Below are 25,469 nucleotides of genomic sequence, written 5' to 3' on the forward strand. Positions count from 1 at the left end.
GACCTGCCGTACTAGGCGTCCACCCAGCGTGTGGGCGTCCTCAAGCCCGTCCGGCACACCCCCAAGCCCGTCCGGCGTTTGAGGACGGCCCCCGTCCACGACGACGCTGCGCTGGGCCGCGAAAGCGAGCCAAATCATGCCCGTCCGGCGTTTGAGGACGGCCCTCGGCCACGACGGACGGTTCGTGTGTCGCGCAGCATCAGGGGCATCCGCGGGCCGGTGGCCGTTTCGGACTGTCCTCAAACGCCGGACGGGCTGGAGGTGCTGGGCTTGGGGCGTGAGAGATTGACGCCGTGAGGATCTCAGCGAAGGCCGACTACGCCGTTCGGGCCATGGCCGAGCTCGCGCGCGCCCCTGAGCGTCCGCAGAAGGCGGACGACATCGCGGGCCGCCAGGACATCCCCATACGGTTCCTCTTCACCATCCTCAGCGACCTGCGCCAGGCCCGCCTCATCCACAGCGTGCGCGGCCCCGAGGGCGGCTATCTGCTCACGGCGGAGCCGCGCGAGGTGACCCTCGCCGACGTACTCCGTGCTGTGGACGGCCCGTTGGCCAGTGTGCGCGATCTGCGGCTGACAGGGCTGGAGTACCCGGGCGCAGCTGCCGCCCTGCCCGACGTCTGGCGCGCCGTGCGCACCAGCTTGCGCCAGGTGCTGGAGCACACGACGCTGGCTGACCTGGCGGCAGGCGACCTGCCCCCGCTCGTACGGGAGCGAGCCCGTGCGTACGACGACGACGTGCGCACGTACGGTGACGACGACCGGACGTACACGCCGCCCGGCTGAAGGGACCGCGGAGATGGCCGACGACATGGGCGCCAACACGGGCGACGACATGGGCGCCGACACGGCCGCCGCCGACGTACCGGCGCTGCTCGAGCGCGTCCGCGCCGAGTGCCTCGCGCTGCCGGAGGCGACGGAGCGGCTGAGCCACGGCTCGCCCAGCTTCTTCGTCCGCAAGATGTTCCTGACGTGGGTGGACGATCACCACGGCGACGGCAACACCGGCTTCTGGTGCGCCGCCCCTCCGGGCGCCCAGACGGCGCTCCTCGCGGAGGACCCCGAACGGTTCTTCCACCCGCCCTACGTGGGCGGCCGCGGCTGGCTGGGCGTACGCCTCGTGCTGGCGTCGGGCCGTGCCCCGGACTGGGACGAGATCACGGAACTGATCGAGGACGCGTACCGTACGGTGGCCCCGGCGAAGCTGGTCCGCGCGCTCGACGAGCGCTGAACCGACCACCGTACGGAGCGCGCTGCGGGCGGCGCCGCGCGCCGTCAGACGTCCTCCCGCGTCAGCTCGCCCCACACCCGTTTCCCCGATGGCTGCACGTCGATGCCCCACTGGTCGGCGAGCGCCTCGACCACGATCAGGCCGCGTCCGCGGTCGGCGGTGTCGTCGGGTTCCCGGCGGACGGGCAGGGCGCGGGACGTGTCCGAGACGGCGATCCGTACGGTGTCGCGTCCGGTACGGGTGACGGTGACGCGCACGCGGCGGGACGCGGTGTGCTCCACGGCGTTGCCGACGAGTTCGGAGACGAGCACCGCGGCTGCGTCGGCGAGGCCGTCCAGGCCCCAGGCGCTCAGCGCGGTCCGTACGAGGTCGCGGGCGGCCTCGGCGCTCTGTCCCGTACGCGGCAGGGCCCGGGTGTAGCGCGGGTGTTCGGCGGCGCCGGGCGTGGTGGCAGCGGAGCGGCCCGTACGGGCGTACGCGCTCACGACACCGCTCCAGCTGCCGCGCGCCGGAGCGCGCCCGCCTCGACTCCCTGCGGTGCGAGCAGCAACACGCGCCGCTGCTTCCGCCGTTCGCAGGCGGTGACGTACGGCCGTACGAGCGGCACCGTGTCGGGGACGAGCACAGTGTCCGCGTACGCGCGCCGCCGCGCCCGTGGTTCCGGAAGCGGCGGCGCAACGGGCGCCTCCCGCACGGCACGCACGGCACGCACGGCACGCACGGCACGTACGGGACATGCGGCGCACGCGGCGCATACGGCGGCGGCCGGTGCGGCGTCGGTGGCACGGTGCCGCCCGGACGGCGACCGGGCGAGAAGCGCCCTCACCCAGGCACACCAGCGGCGGATGGTCTCGGACATGTCGGCGCTCCTCTTCGGCTCGTGAGCGTGGGTCACCCCGGACCGTCGGCAGGTCGGCAGCGAGTCGCCGGGGATCCAGGTTCATCACTCTGGGTAATGACAGCGTCGCCCTCCGCGCGTAGTCTCGGAAGTCCCTGGTGTCCCAGTTCAGTTGTGAGACGAGGAGTCGTCGGCATGGCAGCAGCACGAGCGCGTGAGTTGACCCCGGACCGGAGTGCCCGCCACCTGTTCGGCGCCGAGCTGCGCGCGCGCCGCGAGGCGGCGGGGATGAGCCTGGAGCGGCTGGCCTCGGTCGTGCCGCAGAGCCGCAGCCACCTGGCCCGTATCGAGGTCGCGGCGTACATGATTCCGCCCGAGCTGCCCGCCCATCTCGACGCGGCCTTCCAGACCGACGGCTTCTTTGGCAAGCTCTACGCCCTGGCCAGGCACGAGGTGCACCCCGACAAGTACCGGCGCCGGATGGAGCTGGAGACCCGGGCGCGCGCCATCTCCTGCTACGCCGGGCAGTTGGTGCCCGGCCTGCTGCAGACCGAGGGGTACGCCCGCGCGCTGTTCCGCGTCAGCAACCCGCGGGCGTCGGATGCCGAGATCGGTGAGATGGTCGCGGTCCGGATGGGCCGCCAAACGCTTCTGGCGGCCGACCCCGCGCCGCATCTGTCCGTCGTCCTGGACGAGGCGACGATACGGCGGCCGATCGGCGGGCCCGCCGTCATGCGGGAACAGCTGGCGCGGCTGGCCGAGCTGGTGGACACGCCCTCCAGCGTCGTCCAGGTGCTGCCCTTCGAGCACGGCGAACACGCGCTGCTGGGCGGCACGTTGAATCTGCTGACGCTGGACGACGGCAGCACGGTGGCGTACGAGGAGAGCATCGCCACGGGCCAGCTGCTCGAAGACGCGGAACGCGTGGTGACGCGGAGCCGGTCGTACGATCTACTGAGGTCGTACGCCCTGTCGCCGACGGACACGGCGGCATTCCTCGGCTCCGTCATGGAGGCATTAAAGCCATGAGCAGCATTCCGGACCTCTCCCGTGCCGTGTGGGTCAAGTCCAGCTACAGCAACGGCGACGGCGGCGACTGTGTGGAGTGGGCGCCCGCGGTGGCGCGCAGCGGTGGGGTCCCGGTGCGGGATTCGAAGGTCCCGCACGGTCCGGCGCTCGTCTTCCCGTCGGCCAGCTGGTCCTCGTTCGTGGACGACGTGAAGACGGGGCGGCTCGCCGACTGAGCGGCAGGGGCGCCGCGGCCCCGGACCGCGCGGGAATTGCGTCGCCCTGCGGGTGTCGCGGACCGTACCGTCGTCGCATGAAGGTGCTCTCGGTCAACGTCGGCAGGCCCCGCCCCAACCCGTGGAAGGGCGGTCCCGGCGACACCGGCATCGACAAGCGGCCCGTGGACGGGCCGGTTGCCGTGGCCGTGCCCGGGCCCAAGGGGACCGGTGCGGTCGGGCTGGCCGGGGACCGGGTGTACGACGTACGGCATCACGGCGGTCCCGACCAGGCCGTGTACGCCTACGCGCGGGAGGATCTCGACGGCTGGGAGGCCGAGTTGGGCGCGCCGCTCGCCGGGGGTGTGTTCGGCGAGAACCTCACGACCGCCGGCGTCGACGTCAACGGCGCGCTGATAGGCGAGCGTTGGCGCGTCGGGGCGGACGTCGTGCTGGAGGTGTCGTGCCCGCGTGTGCCGTGCGGGACGTTCCAGGGGTGGCTGGCGCGGGACGGCTGGATCAGGCGGTTTACGGAGGCCGCGCTGCCCGGCGCGTATCTGCGGGTGGTCGAGCCGGGGAACATCCGGGCCGCCGACCCGGTGGAGATCGTGCACCGTCCGGAGCACGATGTGACCGTCGCCGTCACCTTCCGCGCGCTCACGCGTGAACCGGAGCTGCTGCCGCGGCTGCTGGCCGTCGACGCGCTTCCGGAGCAGGAACGGGAAATGGTCCGCAGGCGTACGGGCGCCTAGCGGACAGGAGGGGAGGAAGCCGGGACCCCTCCCGGGGCCGGGCGCTACTGTCGTCCGCCGTGACGCCCGAACACGAACCCGACCCGCGCCGCGAGTACCGCTTCACGGGAGGAACCGGCGCTTTCTGGGCCGGACTCGTCCCGTTGGCCGCGGCCGCCTTTGGCCTGGTCTACGACATGTCCACGGACGACGTGCCCGTCGCCGTACCGGTGGCGACGGGCGCGTTCTTCGCCGCGCTGCTCGGCTTCGTGGCCTTCCTGATCGCTCGGGCGCCGACGGCGGTGACGCTCTGCGACGAGCAGGGTCTGACGGCACGGAGCGTGTTCCGCACCCGTACGACGGCGTGGCGGGACGTACAGGGGATAGAGGTCGACGAACCGCCGTCCGGGCAGATCGCGGCGGAGGGGACTCCGCGGCGGTTCGCCGTGGTCTACGACGCGGCGGGTGAGCGGTACACGCTGCCGCAGCTCGACGACCGCAGGTGCCAGGGCGGCCTGGACCACGAGGTGGCCGACCTGCGGAGGGTGTGGCAGCGGTACCGCGGCGCGGACTGGGCGCCCGTACCCGAGGTGCAGGACCGGATCGCGCACCGGCGGCAGGTCAACGCGCGCGTGTCCCTGTGGCTGATCATCTTCGTGACGGCGATCCTCGCGTTCGTCCTGGGTCTGGCGCTCTGCATGGGCCTGCTGGTCGCGGGCGTCTACCCGCAGATCGGCGACCCTGACCCGGGCTTCTTCGTCGGGACGCTGCTCCACCCCGCGGCGCTGATGGGAGGGCTGCCGGCCGTGGCGACCGCCGTCGCCGTGGCGGTCACCCTGCACCTCCGCCGCCGCTGAGGGGACGGGCCGGCCGCCCCGGTGGGGCCGCACCGGGGCGGCCCCACCGGCGGTCGGCCGTACGTCAGCCGCCCACGTACTCCCGCAGGTGCCGCGCCGTCAGCGTGTCCGCCGTCGCGACCAGGTCCTTCGGGGTGCCCGCGAAGACGACCTCGCCGCCGTCGTGGCCCGCGCCCGGGCCGAGGTCGAGGAGCCAGTCGGCGTGGGTCATCACCGCCTGGTGGTGCTCGATGACGATGACCGTATTGCCGTCGTCCACCAACCGGTCCAGGAGGGCCAGGAGTTGGTCGACGTCGGCCATGTGCAGGCCCGTGGTGGGCTCGTCCAGCACGTACGTCGCCGACTTTTCCGCCATGTGGATGGCGAGCTTCAGGCGCTGGCGTTCGCCGCCGGAGAGGGTGTTGAGGGGCTGCCCGAGGCGGAGGTAGCCGAGGCCGACGTCGTTCAGGCGGTCGAGGATGGCGCCGGCCTGCCCGGTGGTGAACACCTCGCGGGCCTCGGCGGCGGACAGGGCGAGCACTTCGCTGATGTTGCGGCCGTGCAGCGTGTACGTGAGCACTTCGGGCGTGAAGCGTTTGCCCTCGCACTGTTCGCAGACGGAGGCAACGCCGGCCATCATGGCGAGGTCGGTGTAGACGAGGCCGATGCCGTTGCAGTTCGGGCAGGCGCCCGCGGAGTTGGCGCTGAAGAGGGCGGCCTTGACGCCGTTGGCCTTGGCGAACGCCGTACGGATCGGGCCGAGCAGCCCGGTGTACGTGGCGGGGTTGCTGCGCCGTGAGCCGCGGATCGGGGCCTGGTCGGCGACGACCACGCCGTCACGGCCGGCTACGTAGCCGTGGATGAGGGAGCTCTTGCCGGAGCCCGCGACTCCGGTGACGACGGTGAGCACGCCGAGCGGTATGTCCACGGAGACGTTCCGCAGGTTGTGCAGGTCCGCGCCGCTGACGGAGAGCTGTCCGAGGGGCTCGCGCGCCTTCTCGCGGAGCCGCGCCCGGTGCCCCAGGTGGCGGCCCGTCAGGGTGCCGGAGGCGCGCAGTCCGGCGAGGTCGCCGGTGTAGCAGACGTGCCCGCCCGCCGTACCGGCGCCGGGCCCGAGGTCCACGACGTGGTCGGCGATGGCGATGACCTCGGGCTTGTGCTCGACCACGAGCACGGTGTTGCCCTTGTCGCGCAGCCGCAGCAGGAGGTCGTTCATCCGCTGGATGTCGTGCGGGTGCAGGCCGATGGTGGGTTCGTCGAAGACGTACGTGACGTCGGTGAGGCTGGAGCCCAGGTGCCGCACCATCTTGACGCGCTGGGCCTCGCCGCCGGAGAGGGTGGCGGAGGGGCGGTCGAGGCTGAGGTAGCCGAGGCCGATCTCGACGAGCGAGTCGAGGGTGTGCCGTAGCGCCGCCACGACGGGTGCGACGGACTCGTCGTCGATGCCGCGCATGAACGCGGCCAGGTCGTTGATCTGCATCGCCGAGCACTGCGCGATGTTCGTGCCGCCGATGGTCGAGGAGAGGGCGGCGGCGCTGAGCCGGGTGCCGTCGCAGCCGGTGCAGTCGGCGAAGACGACGGCGCGGTCGACGAACGCCCTGATGTGGGACTGCATCGAGTCCCGGTCCTTGCTGAGGTAGGTGCGCTGGATCTTGTTGACGAGCCCCTCGTACGTGATGTTGTGCGAGTCGACCCGGACCTTGGTGACGGGCTTGTAGAGCAGGTCGTGCCACTCGGTGTCGGTGAAGTCGCGGAGCTTGACGGACGGGTCGTAGAAGCCGGACCCGGCGAGCACCTGCCAGTACCAGGAGTCGACGGCGAAGCCGGGCGCGGTGATGGCGCCCTCGTTGAGGGACAGGTCGCGGTCCAGCAACTGGTCGAGGTCGATCTGCGATATCTGCCCGATGCCCTCGCACTCGGGGCACATGCCCTCGGTGCTGTTGAAGCTGAAGGCGGTCGAGGTGCCGATGTGCGGGGTGCCCAGGCGGCTGTAGGCGATGCGCAGCATCGTGTACGCGTCGGTCGCGGTGCCCACGGTGGAACGGGAGTTGGCGCCCATCCGCTCCTGGTCGACGACGATGGCGGCGCTGAGGTTGTGCAGGCTGTCCACGTCGGGGCGGCCCAGGCTGGGCATGAACGACTGGATGAACGCGGTGTACGTCTCGTTGATCAGGCGCTGCGACTCGGCGGCGACGGTGCCGAAGACGAGCGAGGACTTGCCGGAGCCGGAGACTCCGGTGAAGACGGTGAGTCGGCGCTTGGGGATGTCGAGGGAGATGTCCGCCAGGTTGTTCTCGCGGGCGCCGCGGACCTGGATGACGTTGTGGCTGTCGGCGGCGGTGCTCGGCTCGTACGTACGCGGCTCCGGCGTGCTCGGCGCGCTCGGCTCGTACGTGTGCGGCACCGGGTGCGGGACCTGCTGACTGGGCGGATCGACGGGCATGCGGGAGCTCCTCGAAGACCTCGGTGGAAGCGGCGGTCTCGAGACGCTACTCGGCGCGGGGGAGTCGGGGCGAGTGGATTGCGGTCGGCCGCTGTCCGCTGTCGGAGCCGTTGTGTGCGGTCCGGTCCGTGTCCGTTTGCGAAGTGGACATAAAGGACTTTTACTGAACAAGCAGGACATAACCGAGCTCTCTAGGAGTGATCCATGATGCCGGTCGAGACAACGCGCACGCTCCCCACCGAAACGATGGCAGACGACGTAGAGGCGCTGCTGAACCCAGCAGAGGCCGACGGCACGTTCCGCGACTCGGCCGAGTGCGCACTGCTGCTCCTCGCGGGCGGCAAGGCCCTCCTCGCGCCCCCCACCCCGCGGCCGAAGAAGGGCTGACGCGGATCGTGGAAGCGGAGCGTTCTGACGCTACGAGCCGTCTGCCGGACGTAGTGCAGGAGTTCGCGTCAGCGGTCGTCTCCGCCCTCCGGGGCGGGGACGGCCGTTTCGACGTGCTGGGCTCGGTGCTCACCCCGACCGACGACCCGGTGGCGGTGGCGGCCGTACGCGTGCTGGGCGGGGACGCGCTGGCGCCGTGCACGCTGGCGGGCCAGGTGCCGACGGAGGACGGCCTCGTGCTGTTCGAGCGGGCGATCGGCGCGTTCCCGCCGAAGGCGGGCGGGTCCGCGGTGAGCGCCTGGAGCCACTGGGGCATGCGCGCGGCGCTGCGACGGGCGCGGAGTACGGCCGGGACGGCCGGTGCCGGGACCGGAGCCGGTGCTGACGCCGGTCAAGGACCGTACGGCGACGGGGAGTCGGGCGCGCCGGACGGTGCCGCACCGGACACCGACTGGGTCGCCGCGCAGAGCTGGCAGCAGATGACACATCAGCTCGCGCAGCTGGCCGCGCTCGCCGTGCCAGGGCTGGTGCCCCCGCTCGCCCAGGCAGTCGCCGCCCGCCCGGTGGACCTGGCGCGCGGCTTCGTACGCGCCGTACGCCGCCGCGACTGGCTGCAGGCGGCCGGCGCGGGCCGCTGGCTGGCCGTGACGCGGGGGACGCCGGAGTCCCTCGGCCTGGACACGGGGCTGGACTTCGTCCACCACATGGGCGCGGCCGACGCGCGCGTGGCCCTGCACGTGCGGGCCGCGCAGCTGGCGCGCGTGCGGGGTGACGGAGCGGCAGCCGCGTACGCCGGGGCGGCGCGCGGATGACGGCGGCGGATCAGCAGGCGGCGGACGGGCGGCCCGAACCGGACCGGCTCAGAGCCGGGGGCGGCGGGCCCGGGCACTATCCCGGGCCCGTACCGCCTCCGGCCCTGCTGGAACGGGTGTCGCGCGCCGCCCTGTCCTGGCTGCACGCACACCTCGGCGACTTCCGGCTGCCGGACCGTGTCACCGACCCGGGCGTGAACCGGAACGTCACCCTGAAGCCCCTCGGCGAACTGGCCCAACTCGGCCTGTCCACACTCCGCGCGAGCCCGCCCGGCAGCGAACAGCACCGGCTGTCGCGGGAGATGCTCGATTTCGCGTGGCGCGAGACGGGCCGCGGCGACCTGTTCCTGAGCCTCGTACGGGGCGAGCCGCACGCCACGTACCCGATGGAGATCTACGGCGCGTTCGCGGAGGCCGGGCTGCGGCACGCGGCGTTCGAGGAGTACGCCCGCTTCGCCGCGACGACGCGCGCGTGGCGGCTGTGCGAGCACGAACCGACCCGTGCGCTGGGGCTGTTCAACACCCTGCGCAGGCTGGGCGTCGGCGCCGACGGGCCGGACGGCTCCGATGGGGCCGAGGGCGCCGAGTACGCCGGGGTGATGCGCCGCACCTGGCTCGGCGGGCTCGCCGAGCCCTGGGCCTTCGAGGTGCACGCCGGCTACGCCCTGACGCACTACGTCTTCCACGTCACCAACTGGGGCGAGGCGCCCGGCCGGCTGCCCGCGGACGTCAGCGACTACCTCGCGCAGTGGCTGCCGTCCTGGCTCGACGGCTGCGTGGAGTGCGAGCAGTGGGACCTCACCGGCGAACTGCTCGCCGTCGCCGCGAGCCTCCCTGAGCCGTACGCGCGTGCCGTGCCGGTGGACGCGGCCTGGCACGCGTTCGCGGGCGCGCAGAACGGCGCGGGCGCCGTCGCGGAGGACGGGCCGCCACCCGTACGGGAGACCGCGGACACCTTCCTGGACTGCTACCACTCCACGCTGGTGGCCGCGTTCGCGGGCGTGCTCGCCGCCCGCGCCGCCGCCCGCACGGGGATCGGGTCTGACCACCGTACGGAGGCGCCTGACGCCCGTACGGAGACCGAACCGCACCCGCCCGTACGGCACGCCCCCACCGGTACGCCCCACAGCGCGGCGCCGCCCGCCGCACCCGTGACCACGACAGGCCCGACCGCCACGACCGCCCCCGGGGGAGGACGCCCATGACGACCAGCGCGCCCACGACCAGCCCGCAGCTCCTGCACCGCGTCGGCGTCGGAGCCCTGGAGTGGCTCGCGGCGAACCGCACGTACTTCCGCGCCCGTACGGACGCGGACACCCCCGGGCTGGAGATCATGGAGCGGTTCAAGCCGCTCGGTGAGCTCGCCATCATCGGGAAAGTGCTCTTCCGGGAGGGCGTCGCGGGCTCGCAGCAGTCCGTGCTCATCCGCGACCTGCTGGACTACGCGTGGCGGGAGCTGCTGGAGAACGGCGAACTGCTCGTCTGGGCGCAGCGCAGGGAGTTCCTGTCGCCCGTTTCGCTGGAGCTGTACACGCCGTTCAGCGAACTCGGCTACCGCAACCGGCAGGTCGAGGAGAACGCCCGGCTCGCCCGCGAGTCCGCCAGCTGGGCCGCCCTGGAGATGCACCCGAACCGGCGCCTCGGCATGTCCCGCGTCGAGGCCCGCGCCGGGCTGCCGCCCAGCGTCGACGTGGCGGAGGCCGCCCGGCGCACCTGGCTGGGCCGTACGCCCGAACCGTGGACCGTCGAGTACCACATCGCGTACGACATCACCCACACCGTCTTCCACCTCACCGATTGGGGTGAGCACCCGGAGGCGCTGCCCGCCGACATCGCCGACTACCTCGCGCTGTGGCTGCCGGTCTGGATCGACGACTGGACGGACATCGGGCACTGGGACCTCCTCGGCGAACTCCTCGTCGTGGACGCCTGCCTGCCGCGTCCCACGCTGGACGCGGCGGCGTGGGAGCGGTACGCGGAGGCGCAGCGCCCGGACGGCGCGATGCCCGTACGAGGGCCGCTGCCGACGGGTGATCCGTCGGACGTGTTCGACGTGGCGTACCACCCCACGCTCGTCGCCGCGTTCGCCTCCGTCATGGCCACCTCGCGGGCCATGGCGGCGCTGGCGGGAGCGCCGTCGTGACGGAGGCGACCGGTCCGGCGCGCGCGTCCCTGGCCGTCCCCGACGTCGCCGTGTCCGGCGACCCGGCGCCGGCGGACCGGCTGCGTGCGGCCGTGGCCGAAGTGGACGCGCCCGACGTCGTGTTCGCACACAGCCGCTCCGGCGACCGTACGGTGGTCACCGGCGGTACGGCGCCGTGCCCGGCGGTGCCGCGCGAGGAACTGCGGTACGAGATCGGGTCCGTCACCAAGACCTTCACCGGGCTGCTGCTGGCCGCGCTGGCGGAGCGCGGCGACCTGCGGCTGTCCGACCGCGCCGTGGCGCACCTGCCCGGCCGGTCGGGCGCGCCGCGCATCGGCCGCGGGCGGGGACGCCACCGCCGTACGGCGCACCCGTACGCCGCCGCGCACCCGCGCCCGTACGCGCTGCCGCCCGCGCCCGCACCGTCCCCCGCGCACCCGCACCGCGACGCGATCACGCTGCTGCACCTGATGGCGCACACCTCCGGACTCCCGGCGCTGCCCTGGGACTTCTACCCGCAGGGGCTGCCGCGCTGGGGCACCAACCCGTACGCCGGGTACTCCACGGCACGCCTCCTGGACGCGTTCGCGCGCAGCCGCCCCCGGCACGCGCCGGGCAGCCGCTGGCGGTACTCGAACTTCGGCGTCGCCCTTCTGGGCACCGCCCTCAGCCGCGCCACCGGCACGCCGTTCGCGGAGCTGATGGCGGAACGCGTCCTGGCGCCGCTCGGCCTGCGCAACACCGCGCTCGCTCCCGCGGGGCCCGGTACGGACGCGACAGGGCGCCGCAAGGACGGGCTGACCGAGCTGCCGCCGTTCGAGATCGGCGCGTTCACGGCGGCGGGCGGGGTACGCGCCGCGCCCGGCGACCTGCTGCGCTTCCTGGAGGCCCAACTGCGGCCGCAGGACACGCCGCTGCACGCGGAGCTGACCGCCGTACAGCTGCCGCTGCTGCGGCGCGGTCTGGGGCACCGGCACACGCACACCCTGACCTGGTTTCAGCACCCGACGGACAGCGGCCCCGTGTACTTCCACGCGGGGGCCACGATGGGGCAGGAGATCTTCCTCGGCTTCCGGCCCGGCACGGGGACGGCGCTCGTCGCCATCGCCACGCGCCGCCACACGCACTCGTCGGTGCTCGCGCGGCGGGCGTACGAGCTGCTCACGGGGCCGGCCTGAGGCGGCCCTACGTGGTGAGGTTCGACAGGTCGAGCCGCGCGAGGCGCTCCGGGTCCGCGAGGACGTCGATGGCGACGATGCGACCGTCGCGGACCGTGAACCCCAGGACCGACAGCGGCTGCCCGTCCTGCCCCGTCGCGACCACCCCGGCGACGCCGTTGACGAGCGCGGGCCGTGCCGTACGCGCGACCTGCGCCATGGTGACCGCGCCGCCCGCCACCGCGGACGCGCCGTGTACGACCGCCGCCGGGCGCAGCGCGCCGCTGTCGGCGCGCAGGACGACGTCCGGGTCGAGGACGGCGAGGAGCGCGTCGAAGTCGCCGTCGCGCGCCGCCGAGAGGAACGCGTCCACGGCCTCGCGCTGCCGCTCCAGATCGGCGTCCGGCGCCGGGGCCTGACCGCGGACACGGCGGCGGGCTCGGCTGGCGAGCTGCCGGGCGGCGGCCGGTGAGCGGTCCACGATGGGCGCGATCTCCTCGAACGGGACGCCGAACAGGTCGTGCAGCACGAACGCGAGCCGTTCGGCGGGCGAGAGCGTCTCCAGGACGACGAGCAGCGCGAGCCCGACGGAGTCGGCGAGCAGCGTCTGCTGCTCCGGGTCGAGCTCGTCGGCGCCGCTGATCAGCGGGTCCGGCATGTGCACGGAGGGCCGGCCGTCCAGCGGCTCCTCGCGCCGTGCCGTACGGGCGCGCAGCATGTCGAGGCAGACGCGGCCGACGACGGTGGTGAGCCAGCCGCCGAGGTTCCGTACGGCGCCGGAGTCGCTGCGGCTGAGCCGGAGCCACGCTTCCTGTACGGCGTCGTCGGCCTCGGTGAGCGAGCCCAGCATGCGGTACGCCACCGCGCGCAGGTGGGTGCGGTGGGCCTCGAAGCGCTCGGCCAGGAACTCGTTGTCGTCCATCGGTGTCCGTCCTCCCTCGGTCATCCTCACAGCAGTGACGTCGCGGAGCGGCCCGATGTGACGCGTGTGCACGAGCGTGGCCGGAGGATGGTATGGACCTGCTTCCCGCGGAGGGTCATGCTTCTGGTCGGTACATGTCATGCCGTCTCTGTGAAAGGCAGCAACGTGTCGTCACCTCCACCGGAACGCACCCCCACCGCGGCTTCCGGAACCACCCCCGCACCTGCCCGCCGCTTCGGGCGCCGCGCCGTCCTCGGCGCCGCCCTGGGCGCGGGCGTCCTCGGCACCGGCGTGCTCGGCGCCACCGCCTCCGGCGGCGCGTCCGCCGCACAGCGCGCACCGGGCGCGGCCGCGCGCACCCGGCGGAGCGCGGCCGAGACGCGGCTCGCGTACCTCGGCACGTACGGCAGGGGCATCATCACCTGCACCTACGACACCGCGACCGGCGCGCTCACCGAGACCAGCGCCTTCGGTGACATCACGGACCCCGATTTCCTCGCGCTCGGCACGTCCGGCGACGTGCTGTACGCCCTCCACAACGGCGCGGAGGAAGGTGCCGTACGCGCCTTCACGATCGGCGCGGAGGGCAAACTCAGCCCGCTCGGGGAGGCGCAGTCCACCGGCGGCGCCAACGTCACCCACCTGTCCGTCCACCCCGCCGGCGGCCACCTGCTCAGCGCGAACTACGGCGCCGGCAGCGTCGCCGTACACCCCATCGCGGCGGACGGCACGCTGGGCGCGCGCACGGCACTCGTACAGCACGAGGGCTCGGGGCCCGACCCGCGCCAGGAGGGGCCGCACGCGCACCAGATCATCACGGACCCGGACGGCGCGTACGTGTTCGCCGTCGACCTGGGCACCGACCGCGTCTACACGTACGGGCTCGACACGGACAGCGGCGCACTCGAACCGCTCTCCGAGGCCGAGGCGGCGCCGGGCGCGGGACCGCGGCACATGGTGTTCCACCCGGCGGAGCCGTACGCCTACGTGGCCAACGAGCTGGACAGCACCGTCACCGCGTACGCGTACGACGCCTCGACCGGCGCGCTCACACCGGGCGAGACCTGGCCGACGCTGCCCGACGGGGAGGATCCCGGCACCCGCAACTACCCGTCGGAGGTGGCGGTCTCGGCCGACGGCCGGTACCTCTACCTCGCCAACCGCGGTCACGACAGCGTCGCGTGGTTCGCGGTCGAGGACGGCGGCGCGGCCCTGAGCATCGCGGGCACCGTGCCGTGCGGCGGCACCTGGCCGCGGCACATCAGCCTGTCGCCGTCCGGTGCGGTGCTGTTCTCCGGCAACCAGAACAGCAACAACGTGGGCATCTTCAACGTTGATCCGGACAACGGTGCACCGACCGCGTCCGGCGACCCCTTCGCCACCGCGTCGCTGGGCTGCGTGCTGCCCACCTGATCCGTACGAGGGGTCCTGCTCGAGGGGCCTTGCTGCGAGGCGCCCTGCTCACGCCGTCGTGAACAGCGTGACGCTGTTGTGCCCGCCGAATCCGAAGGAGCAGTTGAGCGCGGCGGACATGGCGGCCCGGCGCGGGACGGTGGCCACGACGTCCAGCTTGTGGTCACCGTCCTGGTGCGCGAAGTTGGCCGTGGGCGGGATCAGCTGGTGCTCCAGCGCCAGCACGGTGTACGCGGCCTCGATCGCACCGGCCGCGCCGAGCGCGTGCCCGACGACACCCTTCGGCGCGGTGACGGGCGGCGGCCGGTCGCCGAACACGCGGGTGAGCGCGGCGGCTTCGGCAGCGTCGTTGAGCCGCGTCGACGTGCCGTGCGCGTTGACGTGCCCGATGTCCTCCGGCACGCAGCCCGCGTCGTGCAGCGCGGCGCGCACCGCCCGTACGGCGCCCGAGCCGTCCGGCAGCGGTGCGAAGGGGTGGTACGCGTCGGTGGACGCGCCGCAGCCGCGCAGCAGCGCGCGCGTGCGCGCCCCGCGTGCCCGCGCGTCCGACTGCCGCTCCAGGACGAGCACAGCCGCCCCCTCGCCGAGGACGAACCCGTCGCGGTCGGCGTCGAACGGGCGCGACGCCAGCTCCGGTTGCTCGCGACGGGGTGACAGGGCGCGCATCCGCTGGAAGCAGGTGGCCGTCATCGGGGACCGCGCGGACTCGCTGCCGCCGGTGAGCACGATGTCGCAGCTGCCGGAGCGCAGCAGGTCGCGCGCGACGCCCAGCGCGGTCGCCCCCGACGCGCAGGCGCTGGCCGTGGTGAACGACGGGCCGCCCGCGCCGAGATCGATGGCCACCTCGCCCGCCGCCATGTTCGGCACACTGCGCGGCAGCGCCAGCGGGGACACCCGGTGCGGCCCGCCCTGGTCGAGGTGCCGGAACTCGCCGAGGTACGTCTCCAGGCTGTTGGACCCCACCCCGAGGACGACACCGACCCGCTCCCCGCACCACGTACGGGAGTCCAGCCCGGCGTCGTCCACCGCCGCGCGCGCGGCGGCCAGTGCCAGCCAGCCGAACCGGTCGAGGCGGCGCGCACGGGAGCGCCCCAGCTCGGCGACGACGTCGAACTCGGGCACCCGGCACGAGAAGTCGACCGGCAGACCGGCCAGTTCGGGGTCGCGGGCGGCCAGGGAGCGCCCCGCGCACAGCGTCGCCCAGTTGGCGTCCACGGTCAGGCCGGCGGGCGTGAACAGGCCGAGGCCGGTCACGGCGACCTCGGGAGCGGGAGCCTGAGCGGGTAGTGGCGCGGCGGTCACGGCAACTCCGTGGCCGGCCCGGCGGCGGCCCGTACGGCGGGCTGTACGGCGCCCTGTGCGGCGTGCGCGGCCTGTGCGCGCTGCGTGTCCTGCGTGTCCTGTGCGGCCTGTGCGGCCTGTGCGGCCTGTGCGGCGCTCATGCGCGTGGCGCGGGCGTTCAGGTCCTCGAGGTAGCGGCCGAGCGCGTCGCGCGCCCGCTCGCCCGCCGGGCCGAGCCCGCCGCGCTCCAGCAGGTCCAGCACCCGCACCAGCGGCTGCAGCACCTGGTCGTGATGGCAGCGCAGGTCGTAGATGCCCGCGACGGCCATACGCGCGGCCTTCCCGGTGAACCCCGGCATCCCGTGGCCGGGCATCCGGAAGGTGCGCGCCACCTCCGTGAACGCCTGCAGGAAGGCGTCCGGCACCAGTTCCACGGCGTGCCGGCAGAGGTCGCGGTAGAAGACCATGTGCAGGTTCTCGTCCGCGGCGATGCGCGCCAGCAGGCGTTCGCCCGCCGGATCGCCGCACGCCAGGCCCGTGTTGCGGTGGCTGATCCGGGTGGCCAGCTCCTGGATGGTCACGTACGCGATGCCGTGCAGCAGCGAGGGCTGCTCCAGCCGGTAGCCGCGCTCCAGGTGGCGCATCCGCGCGTCCTCCAGCGCGACCGGATCGACCGCACGCGTGACAGTCAGATACGACCGCAGGGCGTGGCTGTGCCGGTCCTCCTCGGCGGTCCAGCGGTGCACCCAGGTGCCCCAGGCGCCGTCCTGCGTGAACCGGCGGGCGATCTCGTGGTGGTAGCTGGGCAGGTTGTCCTCGGTGAGCAGATTGACGACGAGCGCCTCCCGTACGGCTTGCGGCAGCGCCGACTGCCCCGGCTGCCAGGGCTCGCCGTCCAGCGGGCCGTCGTAGTCCCGCCCGGCGCCCCAGGGCACGTACTGGTGCGGGAACCAGGGGCGGGCGGCGGCGAGATGGCGGTCGAGGCCGCGGGCCACGTACGGCTCGAGCTCGACGGCGATGTCCACGCGCCCGGGCGCCGCGCCGGTCACGGCGCGGCCTGTTCGGCGGGCCGCGGGCCGCCGACACCGAGCCGCTCCATCAGGGCGGCGGCCTCCGCGAGGGTGCTGTCCGAGTCCAGGTCGTTGTCGGTGTCCGAGAGGACCATGCCGAGCTCGCTCTCGGCCACGACCAGCATCTCCATCAGCGCCAGCGAGTCCATCTCGAGGTCCCCGAAGGTGGTTTCGGGTGTGAGGCGGGCGCGGTCGAGATCGAAGTGCTCGGCCAGCAGGGCGGCGAGGGTGTCGAAGACTGGCTGCTGCTGTTCCATGGTGAGTGCCCTCCGGATTCGGGAAGTTCGGGGTGGGGGTGTGCGTGGGGCGTCAGAAGTGTCAGAGGGAGGCCGGCGCGCGTACGCCCGTACGGAGGCGTACCGCCGTATGGGCGCGGCCCGTTACAGCCGGATCAGCGCCAGCCCGACGCTGAAGCCGCTGGCCAGCCCGGCCAGGGCGACCAGGTCGCCGGGCCCTGCCCGGCCGGACTCCTGCGCCAGGGCCAGCTGGAGCGGCAGCGAGGCCGAGGCGACGTTGCCGTGCTCGACGACGGTCGGCAGGCTCCGCTCCTCGGGCACACCGAACTCGGCGCAGCATCTTCGGTACTGCGGCAGGGAGATCTGGTGCACCGCGACGAACGCGCTCTCCCGCATGAGCGCGATCTCCCTGGGGTGGCGTTCGGCGAAGAGGGGCATGTGCCGCCGGCCGGTCTCCACCAGGTCGCCGTTCAGCCGCAGGGTGCACACGTCCTCGTCGTCACCCCTCGGGTGCATCGAACCGCCCGCCACGACGGTGCACACGTCCCAGGAGGCGGATTCGGCGCTGAACACGGTGGCGAGCACGCCAGGTTCGCGCTCTCCGGCGGGCCCGGCCGTCAGCAGCATGGCGGCGCCGGCGTCGCTCACGGTGTAGCCGGGCGTGGCGGCGCGGAAAGCGCGCAGGTCGGGCAGGTGCCAGCGGATGGCGAGGGTCGGGGCCTCGCCGCAGGTGATCAGGACGGTGCGGTACTGCCCGGACTCGATGAGCGCGCGGGCCACCTGGAGCGCGTTGAGCACGCTGTTGCAGGCGTTCTTCACGTCGAACGCCGGGCAGGTGGCGCCGAGTTTGGCCGCCACGATGTGCGCGGTGGCCGGCTCGATCAGATCCTGTCCGGAGGAGGCGAACAGCAGCAGGTCCACGTCGTCCAGCGGCGTCCCGGCGGCGGCCAGTGCCTTGCCGGCGGCGGTCGCCGCCAGGTCGGAGCACTGCTCCTGCTCGCCCTTGACGTGGACGCCCCTGATCCCGGACAGCTCCAGCGCGCCGGGCGGCGGCACGAACGGACTGTCCGCGGCGGCGATGAGCGCCCGGGTCTCCGCCATGGTCCGGTAACCGGGCGGCAGATGGACCGAGGTGGCCAGCAATCGGGCTTGGGAGCGCTTCAGCACCGGCCCACCGTAGCGTCGCGTGATCGGTTTCAGTGTCTTCGCGCGCTTCCATTGAGGTATGCAACACAAGAGGGTGAATAGGTGTGTTGTACCGCTTTACCGCGCGCAGGCGGCAGCGCCCCCGGCTACCCGCCGACGGCGGGCACGCGGCCGATTTCCGCCGCCGTACGCCGCAGCCCCTCCTCCGTGCTGACGAACGGCCCGTAGCCGAGGTCGCGGCGCGCCGCCGAGATGTCGAACCAGTGCGCGGCGCAGAGGTAGTCCACCAGCCCGCGGGTCAGCGCGGGCTCCCCCGCGAGCCGCAGCGCGCGGTGTACGGGTTCCACGACGGCGGCTGCCGCCCGTACGAGACCCGCCGGCACGGACCGCTCCTCGGGCGGCAGACCGGCCGCGGCGAGCAGTGAGTTGACGGCGTCGCGGACGGTGCGCGGATCGCCCTGGCTGAGGAAGTACGCGCGGCCCGCGACGGGCGAGCCGGGCGCCAGCAGGGGAAGCGCCAGCAGATGCGCGGCGGCGGCGTTCTCCACGTACACGGTGTCCGTCCGTTTGCGGCCGCCGTCGGGGAGGCGCAGCAGACCGGAGCGCGCACGCCGTACGACGCGCGGCAGGAAGTGCGGATCGCCCGGCCCCCAGATGACGTGCGGCCGGAGTGCCACCGTGCTCAGCCGGTCCGAGTCCGCGGCCAGCACGTGCCGTTCGGCCGCCGCCTTCGTACGGGCGTACGCGGTGGTGTGCCGGCGCGGATACGGCTGCGACTCGTCGACGCCCTCCAGGTCGCGGCCGTCGAAGACGACGCTGGGCGTCGAGGTGTGGACGAGCCGCGGCACGCCGTTCCGGAGGCAGGCGGCGACGACGTTGCGGGTGCCGGCGACGTTGACGGCCTCGTACGCGGACACGGGCCCCGACAGGCCCGCCCTGGCCGCGCAGTGGACGACCGCGTCGCAGCCCGCGGTGGCACCCTCCACCGCGCGCGCGTCGCGTACGTCGTCGAGGTGCTGCCGTACGCCCAGAGCGGCCAGCCGCGGGTGCGGCGTACGGCTCAGCGAGCGCACGTCGTGCCCCGCCTCCGCAAGCTGCGCGCACACGGCGCGCCCCAGGAAGCCGCTGCCGCCCGTCACGAGGACCTTCACGGCAGCCGCCCTCCGCGCAGTCTGCGGGCGGCCCAGCGGGCCAGCTCCGGACGGTCGATCTTCGAGTTGTGCCGGACGTCGACCGGCAGCCCCGGATGGAACAGCACCTGCCGCACACCGCTCGTGTGCGGGAACTCCCCGAACCGCGCCAGTACCTCCACGACGACGTTCCACCGCTCGTCCCGCCCCAGTCGCCGCTCGGGCTCGACGCACAGGACGGGAAGCTGGGCACCCGCCGGGCCCACCCCGACCAGCGCGCTGCGGCGCACCGCGGGCACGGTGTTGGCGACCGGCTCGACCTGTTCCGGATACAGCTCGCCGGCCGCCGTACGCACACGCTGCGACGCCCGCCCGCAGAACCACAGCCGGCCGTGCGGATCGAACCGCCCGAGGTCCCCCGTACGGTGCACGACGCGCGCGCCGTCACGGATCTTCGCGAGCGCCGTACGGTCGGGGTGGCCCTCGTAGCGCTCACTGGTGTTCGGCCCGGCGACCGTGATCTCGCCGACGGCGCCCGGCGGCGCCTCCAGCCCGTCGTGCCACTCCGGGACGGCCTCGTCGGTGAGGCCGATGACCCGTACGAGATTCCCCGGCAGCGGCCACCCGAGGCAGGTGCCGTGCCCGCCCTCCGTCAGCCGGCGGACGTCACCGAGGAGTTCACGGCTGTCGAGGGCGCTCACGGGCATCGCCTCGGTGGCGCCGTACACGGAGGTCACCGTCGCGTCCGCCGGCAGGCACGGGCGCAGCCGCTCCGCCGTACGCGGGTCGAGGGAGGCGCCGCCGCACACGACGGCCCGCAGCGACTCCAGTACGACACCCTCTGCCGCGCAGTGCCGCGCCAGCCGGTCCAGCGGTACCGGCGACGCGAACAGCCCGGCGACGCCGAACCGGCGGATGTCCCGTACGAGCACGGCGGGATCGGCGGACGCCGGGCGGAGGAAGTCCATGTCCGGGACCACCATGCTGAACCCCAGCGCCGTGCCGCCCAGCGCGAACGGAGGCAGCGTCGACATGCCCACCTCGCCCGGCTCCAGCGGCCACACGTCGCGCGCCATGCGGAGCTGCGCGGACAGCTGGCGCGTGCGGTACTCGACGGCCTTCGGGAGCCCGGTGGCACCGGAGGTGAAGGCGAGCATCGCGACGGGGTCCGGGCCTGGTTCCGGGCCCGGGCCCGGCTTCGGTTCCGGGGCGTCGGGCGCTTCGGGTGCGGCGGGCTGTGCGGCGCTCAGTGCGCACAGGCGGTCGAGGGAGACGCCGTACAGGCGCGGCACCTGCCCCCCGACGACAATCGACAGCCGTACGGTGCGCCGCGCCCACCCCAGCAGCAGCCGCGCCGCGTGCGCGCGCGGCACCCCGATGAACGCCTCCGGCGCCACCGTGTCCAGACACGCCTTCACCGCCGGCTTTGCGATGCCCGGGTCGATCAGCACCGGTACGGCGCCGATCCTGCTCAACGCACCGGCCAGCGCGGCCAGTTCCGGGCCCGGCGGCACCATCAGACACGTACGGGTGCCGGGCCGCAGCCCCGCGTACGTCAGCGCGCTCGTGTACGCGTCGCAGCGCGCGCTCAGCTCCCCGTACGTCACCGCCGTGTGCCGCCCGCCGGTGGCAGGGCTGCGCAGGGCGACCGCTTCCGGGTGCGTGCGCGCCGCCTGCTCGACGCCGTCGAGAAGCCGCGCCGTCGGCATGCCCGCTTCCTCAGGCACGTGGCGCCCGGGGAGCGGCCGCGTGCGTGCCCGACGACGGGGACGGCGACGGCGCCGCCGACGCCGACAGGAAGTCGCGTACGTCCTGGGTGACACGCAGCGGCGCGTCCTCGAGGAGCAGGTGCCCCGCCTCCGGATACAGCCGCGGCCGCGCGTGCGGCATACGGCGCAGCCACTCCGCCAGCACACGGTCGTCGAACACGGGATCGCGCATGCCCCAGCACAGCAGCGTCGGCACACGGCGGAGCACGTCCAGGTCGTCGCCCAGGCGCCGCGCCATGTCCCAGCCCATGTCGGACGGATGGAGCGGGATCGCCCGCACGAACTCCTCGATGGAACGCCGCTCCCCGGCGCGCCCGTACGGTGCGAGATACGCCTTCCGCACCGCCCGCGGCATACGGCTGCGCAGCCCCAGATACGTCACCGCGCGCGCGAAGATGTTGTACCGGTTGCTGAGCCGGGCCAGCAGCGCCGAATCGTGCACCGCCCGCAGCCCCCAGTGCAGCCGGTGCCCCTCCGGCCACGGGAACGCCACCGTATTGAGGATGACCAGTCGCGCCACCCGCTCCGGATGGCTGCACGCCCAGCGCAGCCCGAGCGGTCCGCCCCAGTCGTGCACCACCACCGTCCAGCCGTCCTCGGGCGCGCCGTCCTCCCGTACGAGATGCCGTACGAGTCCCTCCACGCGCTCCACACGGGCGTCGAACCCGTCGGCCGTGAACGGCTCCGCCGGACGGCTCGACAGGCCCATGCCGCCGAGGTCCGGCGCTACGCAGCGGTGGTCGGCGCGGAGGCCGGAGATCAGGCGGCGCCAGTAGTAGCTCCAGGTGGGGTTGCCGTGCAGCATCAGCACGGGCGCGCCGCCGGGCGGGCCCTCGGCGACGTAGTGCTGCCGCCCGGCGGAGCTGTCGAACCAGCGGCTCTGGAAGGGGTAGTCGGGGAGGACGCGGGGGCGCGGGCGTGCCGAACGGGGCGTCAGCTGGTCTGTCATCGCCAGAACAATGGCAGCGCACGGCTGTCTTCGGCCGTCCGGAGCAGGGCACGGCCCGGCATTTCACGCGATGGGATGACGGTCGGCGCTGTGGTGTGACGAGGGGCCTCGCGGCCGCGGAATCCGGTTGGCGGCGGGGCCCGTGCGGTGCACGATGGGGCGGGCGCGGTCGGCGCCCTCGTACGGTGCGGCCGTACGGCGCGGTGTTGTACGGAGCGGCCGTGCGGAACGGTCGTGCGGAACGGCCGTACGGAGCGGCCGTACGGAGCGGCCGTACGGAGCGGCGCTCACACAGGAGGTCCGCGTATGAGGACGAACCGGCTCGGGCAGAGCGCGGTGGCCGTCACCGAACTCGGCTTCGGCGGCGGACCGCTCGGCGGACTCTTCGAGTCGCTGGACGACGACACCGCGGCCGCCGCGCTGGCCGCGGCCTGGGACAGCGGCATCCGCTACTACGACACCTCGCCGCACTACGGCATCGGCGTTTCGGAACGCCGCACCGGCGCACTCCTGCGCGACCGGCCGCGCGAGTCGTGCACCCTCTCGACGAAGGTCGGCAGGCTGCTCGTACCGCAGGACCCGGATGGCCGCACGGACGAGTCGTTCCAGGTGCCCGCGACGCACCGCAGGGTGTGGGATTTCTCCCGCGACGGCATCCTGCGCAGCGTCGAGGACTCATTGGAGCGGATGGGCGTCGACCGTATCGACGTGCTGTTCCTGCACGACGCGGAGGAGCGCTTCGAGACCGCCCTCCGCGACGGCTACCCGGCGCTCGCCGAACTCCGCGCGCAGGGTGTCGTCGGCGCGGTCGGCGCCGGTATGTACGACAGCGCGCTGCTCACCCGGCTCGTACGCGAGACGGACGCGGACGTGGTGATGCTGTCCGGCCGTTACACGCTGCTGGACCACAGCGCGGGTGGCGATCTGCTGCCTGCGTGCGCGGAGCGCGGCGTCTCCGTCCTGGCCGCCTCCGTCTTCAACTCCGGCCTGCTGGCCACTCCGCGGCCTGCGGACGACGCCCCGTTCGACTACGCGCCCGCCGCGCCGGAACTCGTACGGCGCGCCCGCCGCATCGCGGACGTCTGCGCCGCGCACGGCGTGACGCTCCCGCAGGCGGCACTCGCGTTCCCGCGGCGGCACCCTGCGGTGGCGGGCGTCGTGGTCGGCATGCGGTCGGCGGACGAAGTCCACCGGAACGTACGGGACTTCGGGGCGGAGATCCCGCCGGGCCTGTGGTCGGACCTCCAGGGGCAGAACCTGCTGGCCGAGTAGCACCTCTGGCCCGCCGCCCGCCACTGTCAGCCCGTCCGGCGTTTGAGGACGGACCTGGATGGCCACCGGGCTGTGGGTGGTCCCGAAGCGGTGTGACCACCGGCGGGCCCGTTGTGGCCGGGGTCCGTCCTCAATCGCCGGACGGGCTTGGTGGGTGGCTGAGCACCTGGTCCACGGTTGTGGCCGGGGTCCGTCCTCAATCGCCGGACGGGCTTGTGGGTTGCGGCCGGGCCGGCGGTCAGGCGGCCACCGTGACGGCCGCGACGGCCGGCGTCTTCAGCGAACGCCGCGCCGTCCCGATGCTCGTGATCAGCGTCGCCGCCGCCGCGAGCGCCGCGACCGCCAGCCAGGTGCCGGGGCCCTGGTCCGGCCAGACCGTGTCCGTACGGACGATGTTGAACGGCAGGATCCCGGCGAGCCCCGCCACCGTGCCGAAGAACACCCCGGTGAACGTCAGTACGACCGACTCGGTGCCGACCATCGCGAGCACCTGCCTCGGCGTGGCCCCGGCCAGCCGCTGGCCGCCGAACTCCCGGCCGCGGTACGACGTCGCCGCGTACAGCGTGTTGATCAGCATGATGCAGGCGAAGGCGACGATGATCCCGACGATCACGAGGTTCAGCGACTCGAGGTTCTTGTCGTCGACCGACTTCTCGACGCCGGACGCCGCGATCGCGTCGCTCTCGATGAACTGCATGTACACGGTCGCGACGGCGACCCCCGTGAAGAGGATCATCGGCATCAGCACGCCGGACAGCTGCGTGGCGCGCTGCCGCATGTTGTGCACGGTGAGGTAGCCGCCGGCGCCCGCGACGGCCTCGATCGGGCGGGCGAACCAGCGCAGCAGCGTCCGCAGCAGCGCCGGGGACAGGGCCGCGAAGCCGATCGACAGGAAGATCGCGCCGTACGCGGCGGGTGCCATCAGGGCGGGCTCGTCCGCGTCGATCGCGAAGGTGCTCGCGCAGCTGCCGAGGGCGGTGACGCACGCGAGGCCGCCGCCGATGTTGCGGAGCCGGTTGCGCGGCGCGCGTCCGCCCGCGGCGGCCTTCGTGGCACGGCGTACGGCGAGCCAGGCGGCGCCCACGGAGGCCAGCAGCGTGATGAGGAGGCCCGCGGACAGGGCGATCGGCCCGAAGGCGTAGTCGACGTTCTTCGCGACCTGCCCGGAGTCCTGGAACGAGTTGAGCAGCGTGTTCCCGGCGATCATCGCGGGCACCACGGCCAGCAGCATCCCGGCCAGGCCGACCAGCGCGGCCTCGCCCATGATCATGCGCTTGATCTGGGCGGGGGTGGCGCCGGAGCAGCGCAGCAGGCTGATCTCCTCGTCGCGCTGCCGGACGTTCACGGTCAGCGTGGAGGCGACGGCGAAGAACACCAGCAGGGTGCCGTAGCTGCCGACGACGCCGCCGGTCAGGCTGAGGATCTCCTTGCTCTTGTCGTCGATGCCGGCCGCCGCGGCGGTGTCGTGCATCGAGTTGAACATCATCACGATCCCGGCGCCCAGGAAGGCCGAGAGCAAGGTGGCGGCGAAGCGTCCGGGACGCTGCCGTACGGAGCGGAAGGCCAGATCGAACATCGGTCACACCCCCATCTGCATGGTGTTGTCGCCGGTGACACCCACGGCGTCGCCCAGGTGCGCGAGGCGCTCGGCGACCGCGTCGACGGTGGGCGTCTGCATCTGGCCGGCGAGCCGGCCGTCCGCGAGGAAGAGCACGGAGTCCGCGTACGAGGCGGCGACCGGGTCGTGCGTCACCATGACCACAGTGCGGCCGTGCAGCCGTACGGTCTCCTGCAGCAGCTGCAGTACGTCCCGCGCGCTGCGCATGTCCAGCGCGCCGGTCGGCTCGTCCGCGAAGATCACGCTGGGCTCGGTGACGAGCGCGCGGGCGATGGCGACGCGCTGCCGCTGGCCGCCGGAAAGGGCGTCCGGGCGGTGGTGCAGCCGGTCGCCGAGGCCGACCTGGCCGAGGATCTCCTCCGTACGCGCACGGTTGACGCGGTCGCCGGAGAGTTTCATCGGCAGGGTGGTGTTCTGTGCAACGTTGAGCGTCGGCAGCAGGTTGTACTGCTGGAAGACGAAGCCGATCCGGCGGCGGCGGAACTTCGTCAGCTGAGCCTCCGTACCGCCCGTCATCTCCTCGCCGTCCACCATGACCACTCCGTGGTCCGGCCGGTCCAGCCCGGCCGCGCACTGCAGCAGCGTGGACTTGCCGGAACCGGACGGCCCCATGACGGCGGTGAAACTGCCGGCCGGAAGGCTGAGGCTCACACCGTCCAGTGCCTTCACGGCGTTCTCCGCGGTGCCGTAGACCTTGGTGACGTCGACGAGACGCAGCGCCTCGGCGCTCCTGGTGGTTCCGGCCCCGTTCTTGCGACCAAACATCGTTGTCCCCATTCCCCTCGGGCGCTCTCTGCGCCACGTCTACGAAGCTACGGAGGGCGACGTCCGGGCACATGGGGTCCACAACCCAAGTGGGAGGT

General features: G+C 73.4%; 26 protein-coding genes. 13 read left to right on the forward strand and 13 right to left on the reverse strand.

Annotated features, from left to right (window positions below; all coding sequences use genetic code 11):
- Positions 1–293 precede the first annotated feature (293 nt).
- Complete coding sequence (locus DVA86_RS16930) at positions 294–785, forward strand: RrF2 family transcriptional regulator (protein ID WP_208879377.1); 492 nt, start codon at positions 294–296, stop codon at positions 783–785.
- A gap of 13 nt (positions 786–798) precedes the next feature.
- On the forward strand, positions 799–1,230 hold the full coding sequence (locus DVA86_RS16935; protein ID WP_245996691.1) for an MmcQ/YjbR family DNA-binding protein: 432 nt from the start codon (positions 799–801) through the stop codon (positions 1,228–1,230).
- Between the two features lie 44 nt (positions 1,231–1,274).
- Here DVA86_RS16935 and DVA86_RS35340 read toward each other — a convergent pair whose 3' ends face one another.
- Positions 1,275–1,715 (reverse strand): ATP-binding protein, encoded by a 441-nt coding sequence (locus DVA86_RS35340; RefSeq protein ID WP_245996694.1) that lies wholly within the window; start codon positions 1,713–1,715, stop codon positions 1,275–1,277.
- Positions 1,712–2,089, reverse strand: a complete 378-nt coding sequence (locus DVA86_RS35345; protein WP_245996700.1) for a hypothetical protein — start codon at positions 2,087–2,089, stop codon at positions 1,712–1,714. Before DVA86_RS35345 ends, DVA86_RS35340 begins: the two co-directional genes overlap by 4 nt.
- Positions 2,090–2,263: 174 nt before the next feature.
- Here DVA86_RS35345 and DVA86_RS16945 point away from each other — a divergent pair, with 174 nt between their 5' ends.
- From DVA86_RS16945 to DVA86_RS16960, 4 genes are all read left to right on the forward strand, one after another.
- The gene (locus tag DVA86_RS16945) at positions 2,264–3,097 is read left to right on the forward strand and encodes a helix-turn-helix domain-containing protein (RefSeq protein WP_208879379.1); all 834 of its coding nucleotides are present in this window, start codon (positions 2,264–2,266) and stop codon (positions 3,095–3,097) included.
- Positions 3,094–3,312: a DUF397 domain-containing protein gene (locus tag DVA86_RS16950; protein ID WP_208879380.1), complete on the forward strand. Its 219-nt coding sequence runs from the start codon at positions 3,094–3,096 to the stop codon at positions 3,310–3,312. The genes DVA86_RS16945 and DVA86_RS16950 overlap by 4 nt, the downstream gene beginning before the upstream one ends.
- A 77-nt stretch (positions 3,313–3,389) precedes the next feature.
- Complete coding sequence (locus DVA86_RS16955; RefSeq protein ID WP_208879382.1) at positions 3,390–4,043, forward strand: MOSC domain-containing protein; 654 nt, start codon at positions 3,390–3,392, stop codon at positions 4,041–4,043.
- A gap of 59 nt (positions 4,044–4,102) precedes the next feature.
- Positions 4,103–4,879: a PH domain-containing protein gene (locus DVA86_RS16960; protein WP_208879383.1), complete on the forward strand. Its 777-nt coding sequence runs from the start codon at positions 4,103–4,105 to the stop codon at positions 4,877–4,879.
- Positions 4,880–4,943: 64 nt separating this feature from the next.
- Here the strand turns inward: DVA86_RS16960 and DVA86_RS16965 are convergent, their stop codons facing one another.
- A complete protein-coding gene (locus DVA86_RS16965) occupies positions 4,944–7,301 on the reverse strand; it encodes an ATP-binding cassette domain-containing protein (protein ID WP_208879385.1) in 2,358 nt (785 codons plus the stop codon).
- Between the two features lie 246 nt (positions 7,302–7,547).
- On the opposite strand from DVA86_RS16965, the gene DVA86_RS16970 reads away from it, so the two are divergent.
- The 5 genes from DVA86_RS16970 to DVA86_RS16990 are packed head-to-tail and all read left to right on the forward strand — an operon-like array spanning position 7,548 to position 11,821.
- Positions 7,548–7,688 (forward strand): hypothetical protein, encoded by a 141-nt coding sequence (locus DVA86_RS16970; protein ID WP_245996701.1) that lies wholly within the window; start codon positions 7,548–7,550, stop codon positions 7,686–7,688.
- Between the two features lie 8 nt (positions 7,689–7,696).
- Positions 7,697–8,500 (forward strand): hypothetical protein, encoded by an 804-nt coding sequence (locus DVA86_RS16975; protein WP_208879386.1) that lies wholly within the window; start codon positions 7,697–7,699, stop codon positions 8,498–8,500.
- The gene (locus DVA86_RS16980) at positions 8,497–9,705 is read left to right on the forward strand and encodes a DUF6895 family protein (protein ID WP_208879388.1); all 1,209 of its coding nucleotides are present in this window, start codon (positions 8,497–8,499) and stop codon (positions 9,703–9,705) included. The genes DVA86_RS16975 and DVA86_RS16980 overlap by 4 nt, the downstream gene beginning before the upstream one ends.
- Positions 9,702–10,643 (forward strand): DUF6895 family protein, encoded by a 942-nt coding sequence (locus tag DVA86_RS16985; protein ID WP_208879389.1) that lies wholly within the window; start codon positions 9,702–9,704, stop codon positions 10,641–10,643. The genes DVA86_RS16980 and DVA86_RS16985 overlap by 4 nt, the downstream gene beginning before the upstream one ends.
- Entirely contained in the window at positions 10,640–11,821 is a 1,182-nt protein-coding gene (locus DVA86_RS16990) for a serine hydrolase domain-containing protein (RefSeq protein ID WP_425470844.1), read from the forward strand. The genes DVA86_RS16985 and DVA86_RS16990 overlap by 4 nt, the downstream gene beginning before the upstream one ends.
- 7 nt (positions 11,822–11,828) lie before the next feature.
- Here the strand turns inward: DVA86_RS16990 and sigJ are convergent, their stop codons facing one another.
- Positions 11,829–12,722 (reverse strand): RNA polymerase sigma factor SigJ, encoded by an 894-nt coding sequence (gene sigJ, locus DVA86_RS16995; protein WP_208879391.1) that lies wholly within the window; start codon positions 12,720–12,722, stop codon positions 11,829–11,831.
- Positions 12,723–12,887: 165 nt separating this feature from the next.
- Between sigJ and DVA86_RS17000 the strand changes: the two genes are divergently transcribed.
- Complete coding sequence (locus DVA86_RS17000; RefSeq protein WP_245996703.1) at positions 12,888–14,135, forward strand: lactonase family protein; 1,248 nt, start codon at positions 12,888–12,890, stop codon at positions 14,133–14,135.
- A 48-nt stretch (positions 14,136–14,183) separates the two neighbouring features.
- Here DVA86_RS17000 and DVA86_RS17005 read toward each other — a convergent pair whose 3' ends face one another.
- The 7 genes from DVA86_RS17005 to DVA86_RS17035 all read right to left on the reverse strand — a co-directional run bounded on the left by DVA86_RS17005 (position 14,184) and on the right by DVA86_RS17035 (position 21,716).
- The gene (locus tag DVA86_RS17005; RefSeq protein ID WP_208879395.1) at positions 14,184–15,437 is read right to left on the reverse strand and encodes a beta-ketoacyl-[acyl-carrier-protein] synthase family protein; all 1,254 of its coding nucleotides are present in this window, start codon (positions 15,435–15,437) and stop codon (positions 14,184–14,186) included.
- Positions 15,434–16,465, reverse strand: coding sequence for an acyl-ACP desaturase (locus DVA86_RS17010; protein ID WP_208879397.1), 1,032 nt, complete (start codon positions 16,463–16,465; stop codon positions 15,434–15,436). Before DVA86_RS17010 ends, DVA86_RS17005 begins: the two co-directional genes overlap by 4 nt.
- Positions 16,462–16,743: an acyl carrier protein gene (locus DVA86_RS17015; RefSeq protein ID WP_208879399.1), complete on the reverse strand. Its 282-nt coding sequence runs from the start codon at positions 16,741–16,743 to the stop codon at positions 16,462–16,464. Before DVA86_RS17015 ends, DVA86_RS17010 begins: the two co-directional genes overlap by 4 nt.
- A 123-nt stretch (positions 16,744–16,866) precedes the next feature.
- Complete coding sequence (locus DVA86_RS17020; RefSeq protein ID WP_245996705.1) at positions 16,867–17,889, reverse strand: 3-oxoacyl-ACP synthase III family protein; 1,023 nt, start codon at positions 17,887–17,889, stop codon at positions 16,867–16,869.
- Positions 17,890–18,014: 125 nt separating this feature from the next.
- On the reverse strand, positions 18,015–19,019 hold the full coding sequence (locus DVA86_RS17025; protein ID WP_208879401.1) for an NAD-dependent epimerase/dehydratase family protein: 1,005 nt from the start codon (positions 19,017–19,019) through the stop codon (positions 18,015–18,017).
- Positions 19,016–20,707: a fatty acid CoA ligase family protein gene (locus DVA86_RS17030; RefSeq protein ID WP_208879403.1), complete on the reverse strand. Its 1,692-nt coding sequence runs from the start codon at positions 20,705–20,707 to the stop codon at positions 19,016–19,018. The genes DVA86_RS17025 and DVA86_RS17030 overlap by 4 nt, the downstream gene beginning before the upstream one ends.
- A 10-nt stretch (positions 20,708–20,717) precedes the next feature.
- Positions 20,718–21,716 (reverse strand): alpha/beta fold hydrolase, encoded by a 999-nt coding sequence (locus DVA86_RS17035; protein ID WP_208879404.1) that lies wholly within the window; start codon positions 21,714–21,716, stop codon positions 20,718–20,720.
- Positions 21,717–22,022: 306 nt separating this feature from the next.
- Between DVA86_RS17035 and DVA86_RS17040 the strand changes: the two genes are divergently transcribed.
- On the forward strand, positions 22,023–22,988 hold the full coding sequence (locus DVA86_RS17040) for an aldo/keto reductase (protein WP_208879405.1): 966 nt from the start codon (positions 22,023–22,025) through the stop codon (positions 22,986–22,988).
- A gap of 238 nt (positions 22,989–23,226) precedes the next feature.
- On the opposite strand, the gene DVA86_RS17045 is transcribed toward DVA86_RS17040, so the two are convergent.
- Positions 23,227–24,564, reverse strand: coding sequence for an ABC transporter permease (locus DVA86_RS17045; protein ID WP_208879406.1), 1,338 nt, complete (start codon positions 24,562–24,564; stop codon positions 23,227–23,229).
- A 3-nt stretch (positions 24,565–24,567) separates the two neighbouring features.
- Positions 24,568–25,371: an ABC transporter ATP-binding protein gene (locus DVA86_RS17050; RefSeq protein ID WP_208879407.1), complete on the reverse strand. Its 804-nt coding sequence runs from the start codon at positions 25,369–25,371 to the stop codon at positions 24,568–24,570.
- Positions 25,372–25,469 lie beyond the last annotated feature (98 nt).

Origin of the sequence: Streptomyces armeniacus (assembly GCF_003355155.1) — a bacterium.
Lineage (GTDB): Bacteria > Actinomycetota > Actinomycetes > Streptomycetales > Streptomycetaceae > Streptomyces > Streptomyces armeniacus.

Coding starts and splice junctions, on each gene's coding strand:
- DVA86_RS16935 (WP_245996691.1), top strand. CDS start 799: ATGGCCGACGACATGGGCGCCAACACGGGCGACGACATGGGCGCCGAC.
- DVA86_RS16970 (WP_245996701.1), top strand. CDS start 7,548: ATGGCAGACGACGTAGAGGCGCTGCTGAACCCAGCAGAGGCCGACGGC.
- DVA86_RS17050 (WP_208879407.1), bottom strand. CDS start 25,371: ATGTTTGGTCGCAAGAACGGGGCCGGAACCACCAGGAGCGCCGAGGCG.
- DVA86_RS16985 (WP_208879389.1), top strand. CDS start 9,702: ATGACGACCAGCGCGCCCACGACCAGCCCGCAGCTCCTGCACCGCGTC.
- DVA86_RS17035 (WP_208879404.1), bottom strand. CDS start 21,716: ATGACAGACCAGCTGACGCCCCGTTCGGCACGCCCGCGCCCCCGCGTC.
- DVA86_RS16980 (WP_208879388.1), top strand. CDS start 8,497: ATGACGGCGGCGGATCAGCAGGCGGCGGACGGGCGGCCCGAACCGGAC.
- DVA86_RS16950 (WP_208879380.1), top strand. CDS start 3,094: ATGAGCAGCATTCCGGACCTCTCCCGTGCCGTGTGGGTCAAGTCCAGC.
- DVA86_RS16965 (WP_208879385.1), bottom strand. CDS start 7,301: ATGCCCGTCGATCCGCCCAGTCAGCAGGTCCCGCACCCGGTGCCGCAC.
- sigJ (WP_208879391.1), bottom strand. CDS start 12,722: ATGGACGACAACGAGTTCCTGGCCGAGCGCTTCGAGGCCCACCGCACC.
- DVA86_RS35345 (WP_245996700.1), bottom strand. CDS start 2,089: ATGTCCGAGACCATCCGCCGCTGGTGTGCCTGGGTGAGGGCGCTTCTC.
- DVA86_RS16945 (WP_208879379.1), top strand. CDS start 2,264: ATGGCAGCAGCACGAGCGCGTGAGTTGACCCCGGACCGGAGTGCCCGC.
- DVA86_RS17015 (WP_208879399.1), bottom strand. CDS start 16,743: ATGGAACAGCAGCAGCCAGTCTTCGACACCCTCGCCGCCCTGCTGGCC.
- DVA86_RS17045 (WP_208879406.1), bottom strand. CDS start 24,564: ATGTTCGATCTGGCCTTCCGCTCCGTACGGCAGCGTCCCGGACGCTTC.
- DVA86_RS16955 (WP_208879382.1), top strand. CDS start 3,390: ATGAAGGTGCTCTCGGTCAACGTCGGCAGGCCCCGCCCCAACCCGTGG.
- DVA86_RS17040 (WP_208879405.1), top strand. CDS start 22,023: ATGAGGACGAACCGGCTCGGGCAGAGCGCGGTGGCCGTCACCGAACTC.
- DVA86_RS17030 (WP_208879403.1), bottom strand. CDS start 20,707: ATGCCGACGGCGCGGCTTCTCGACGGCGTCGAGCAGGCGGCGCGCACG.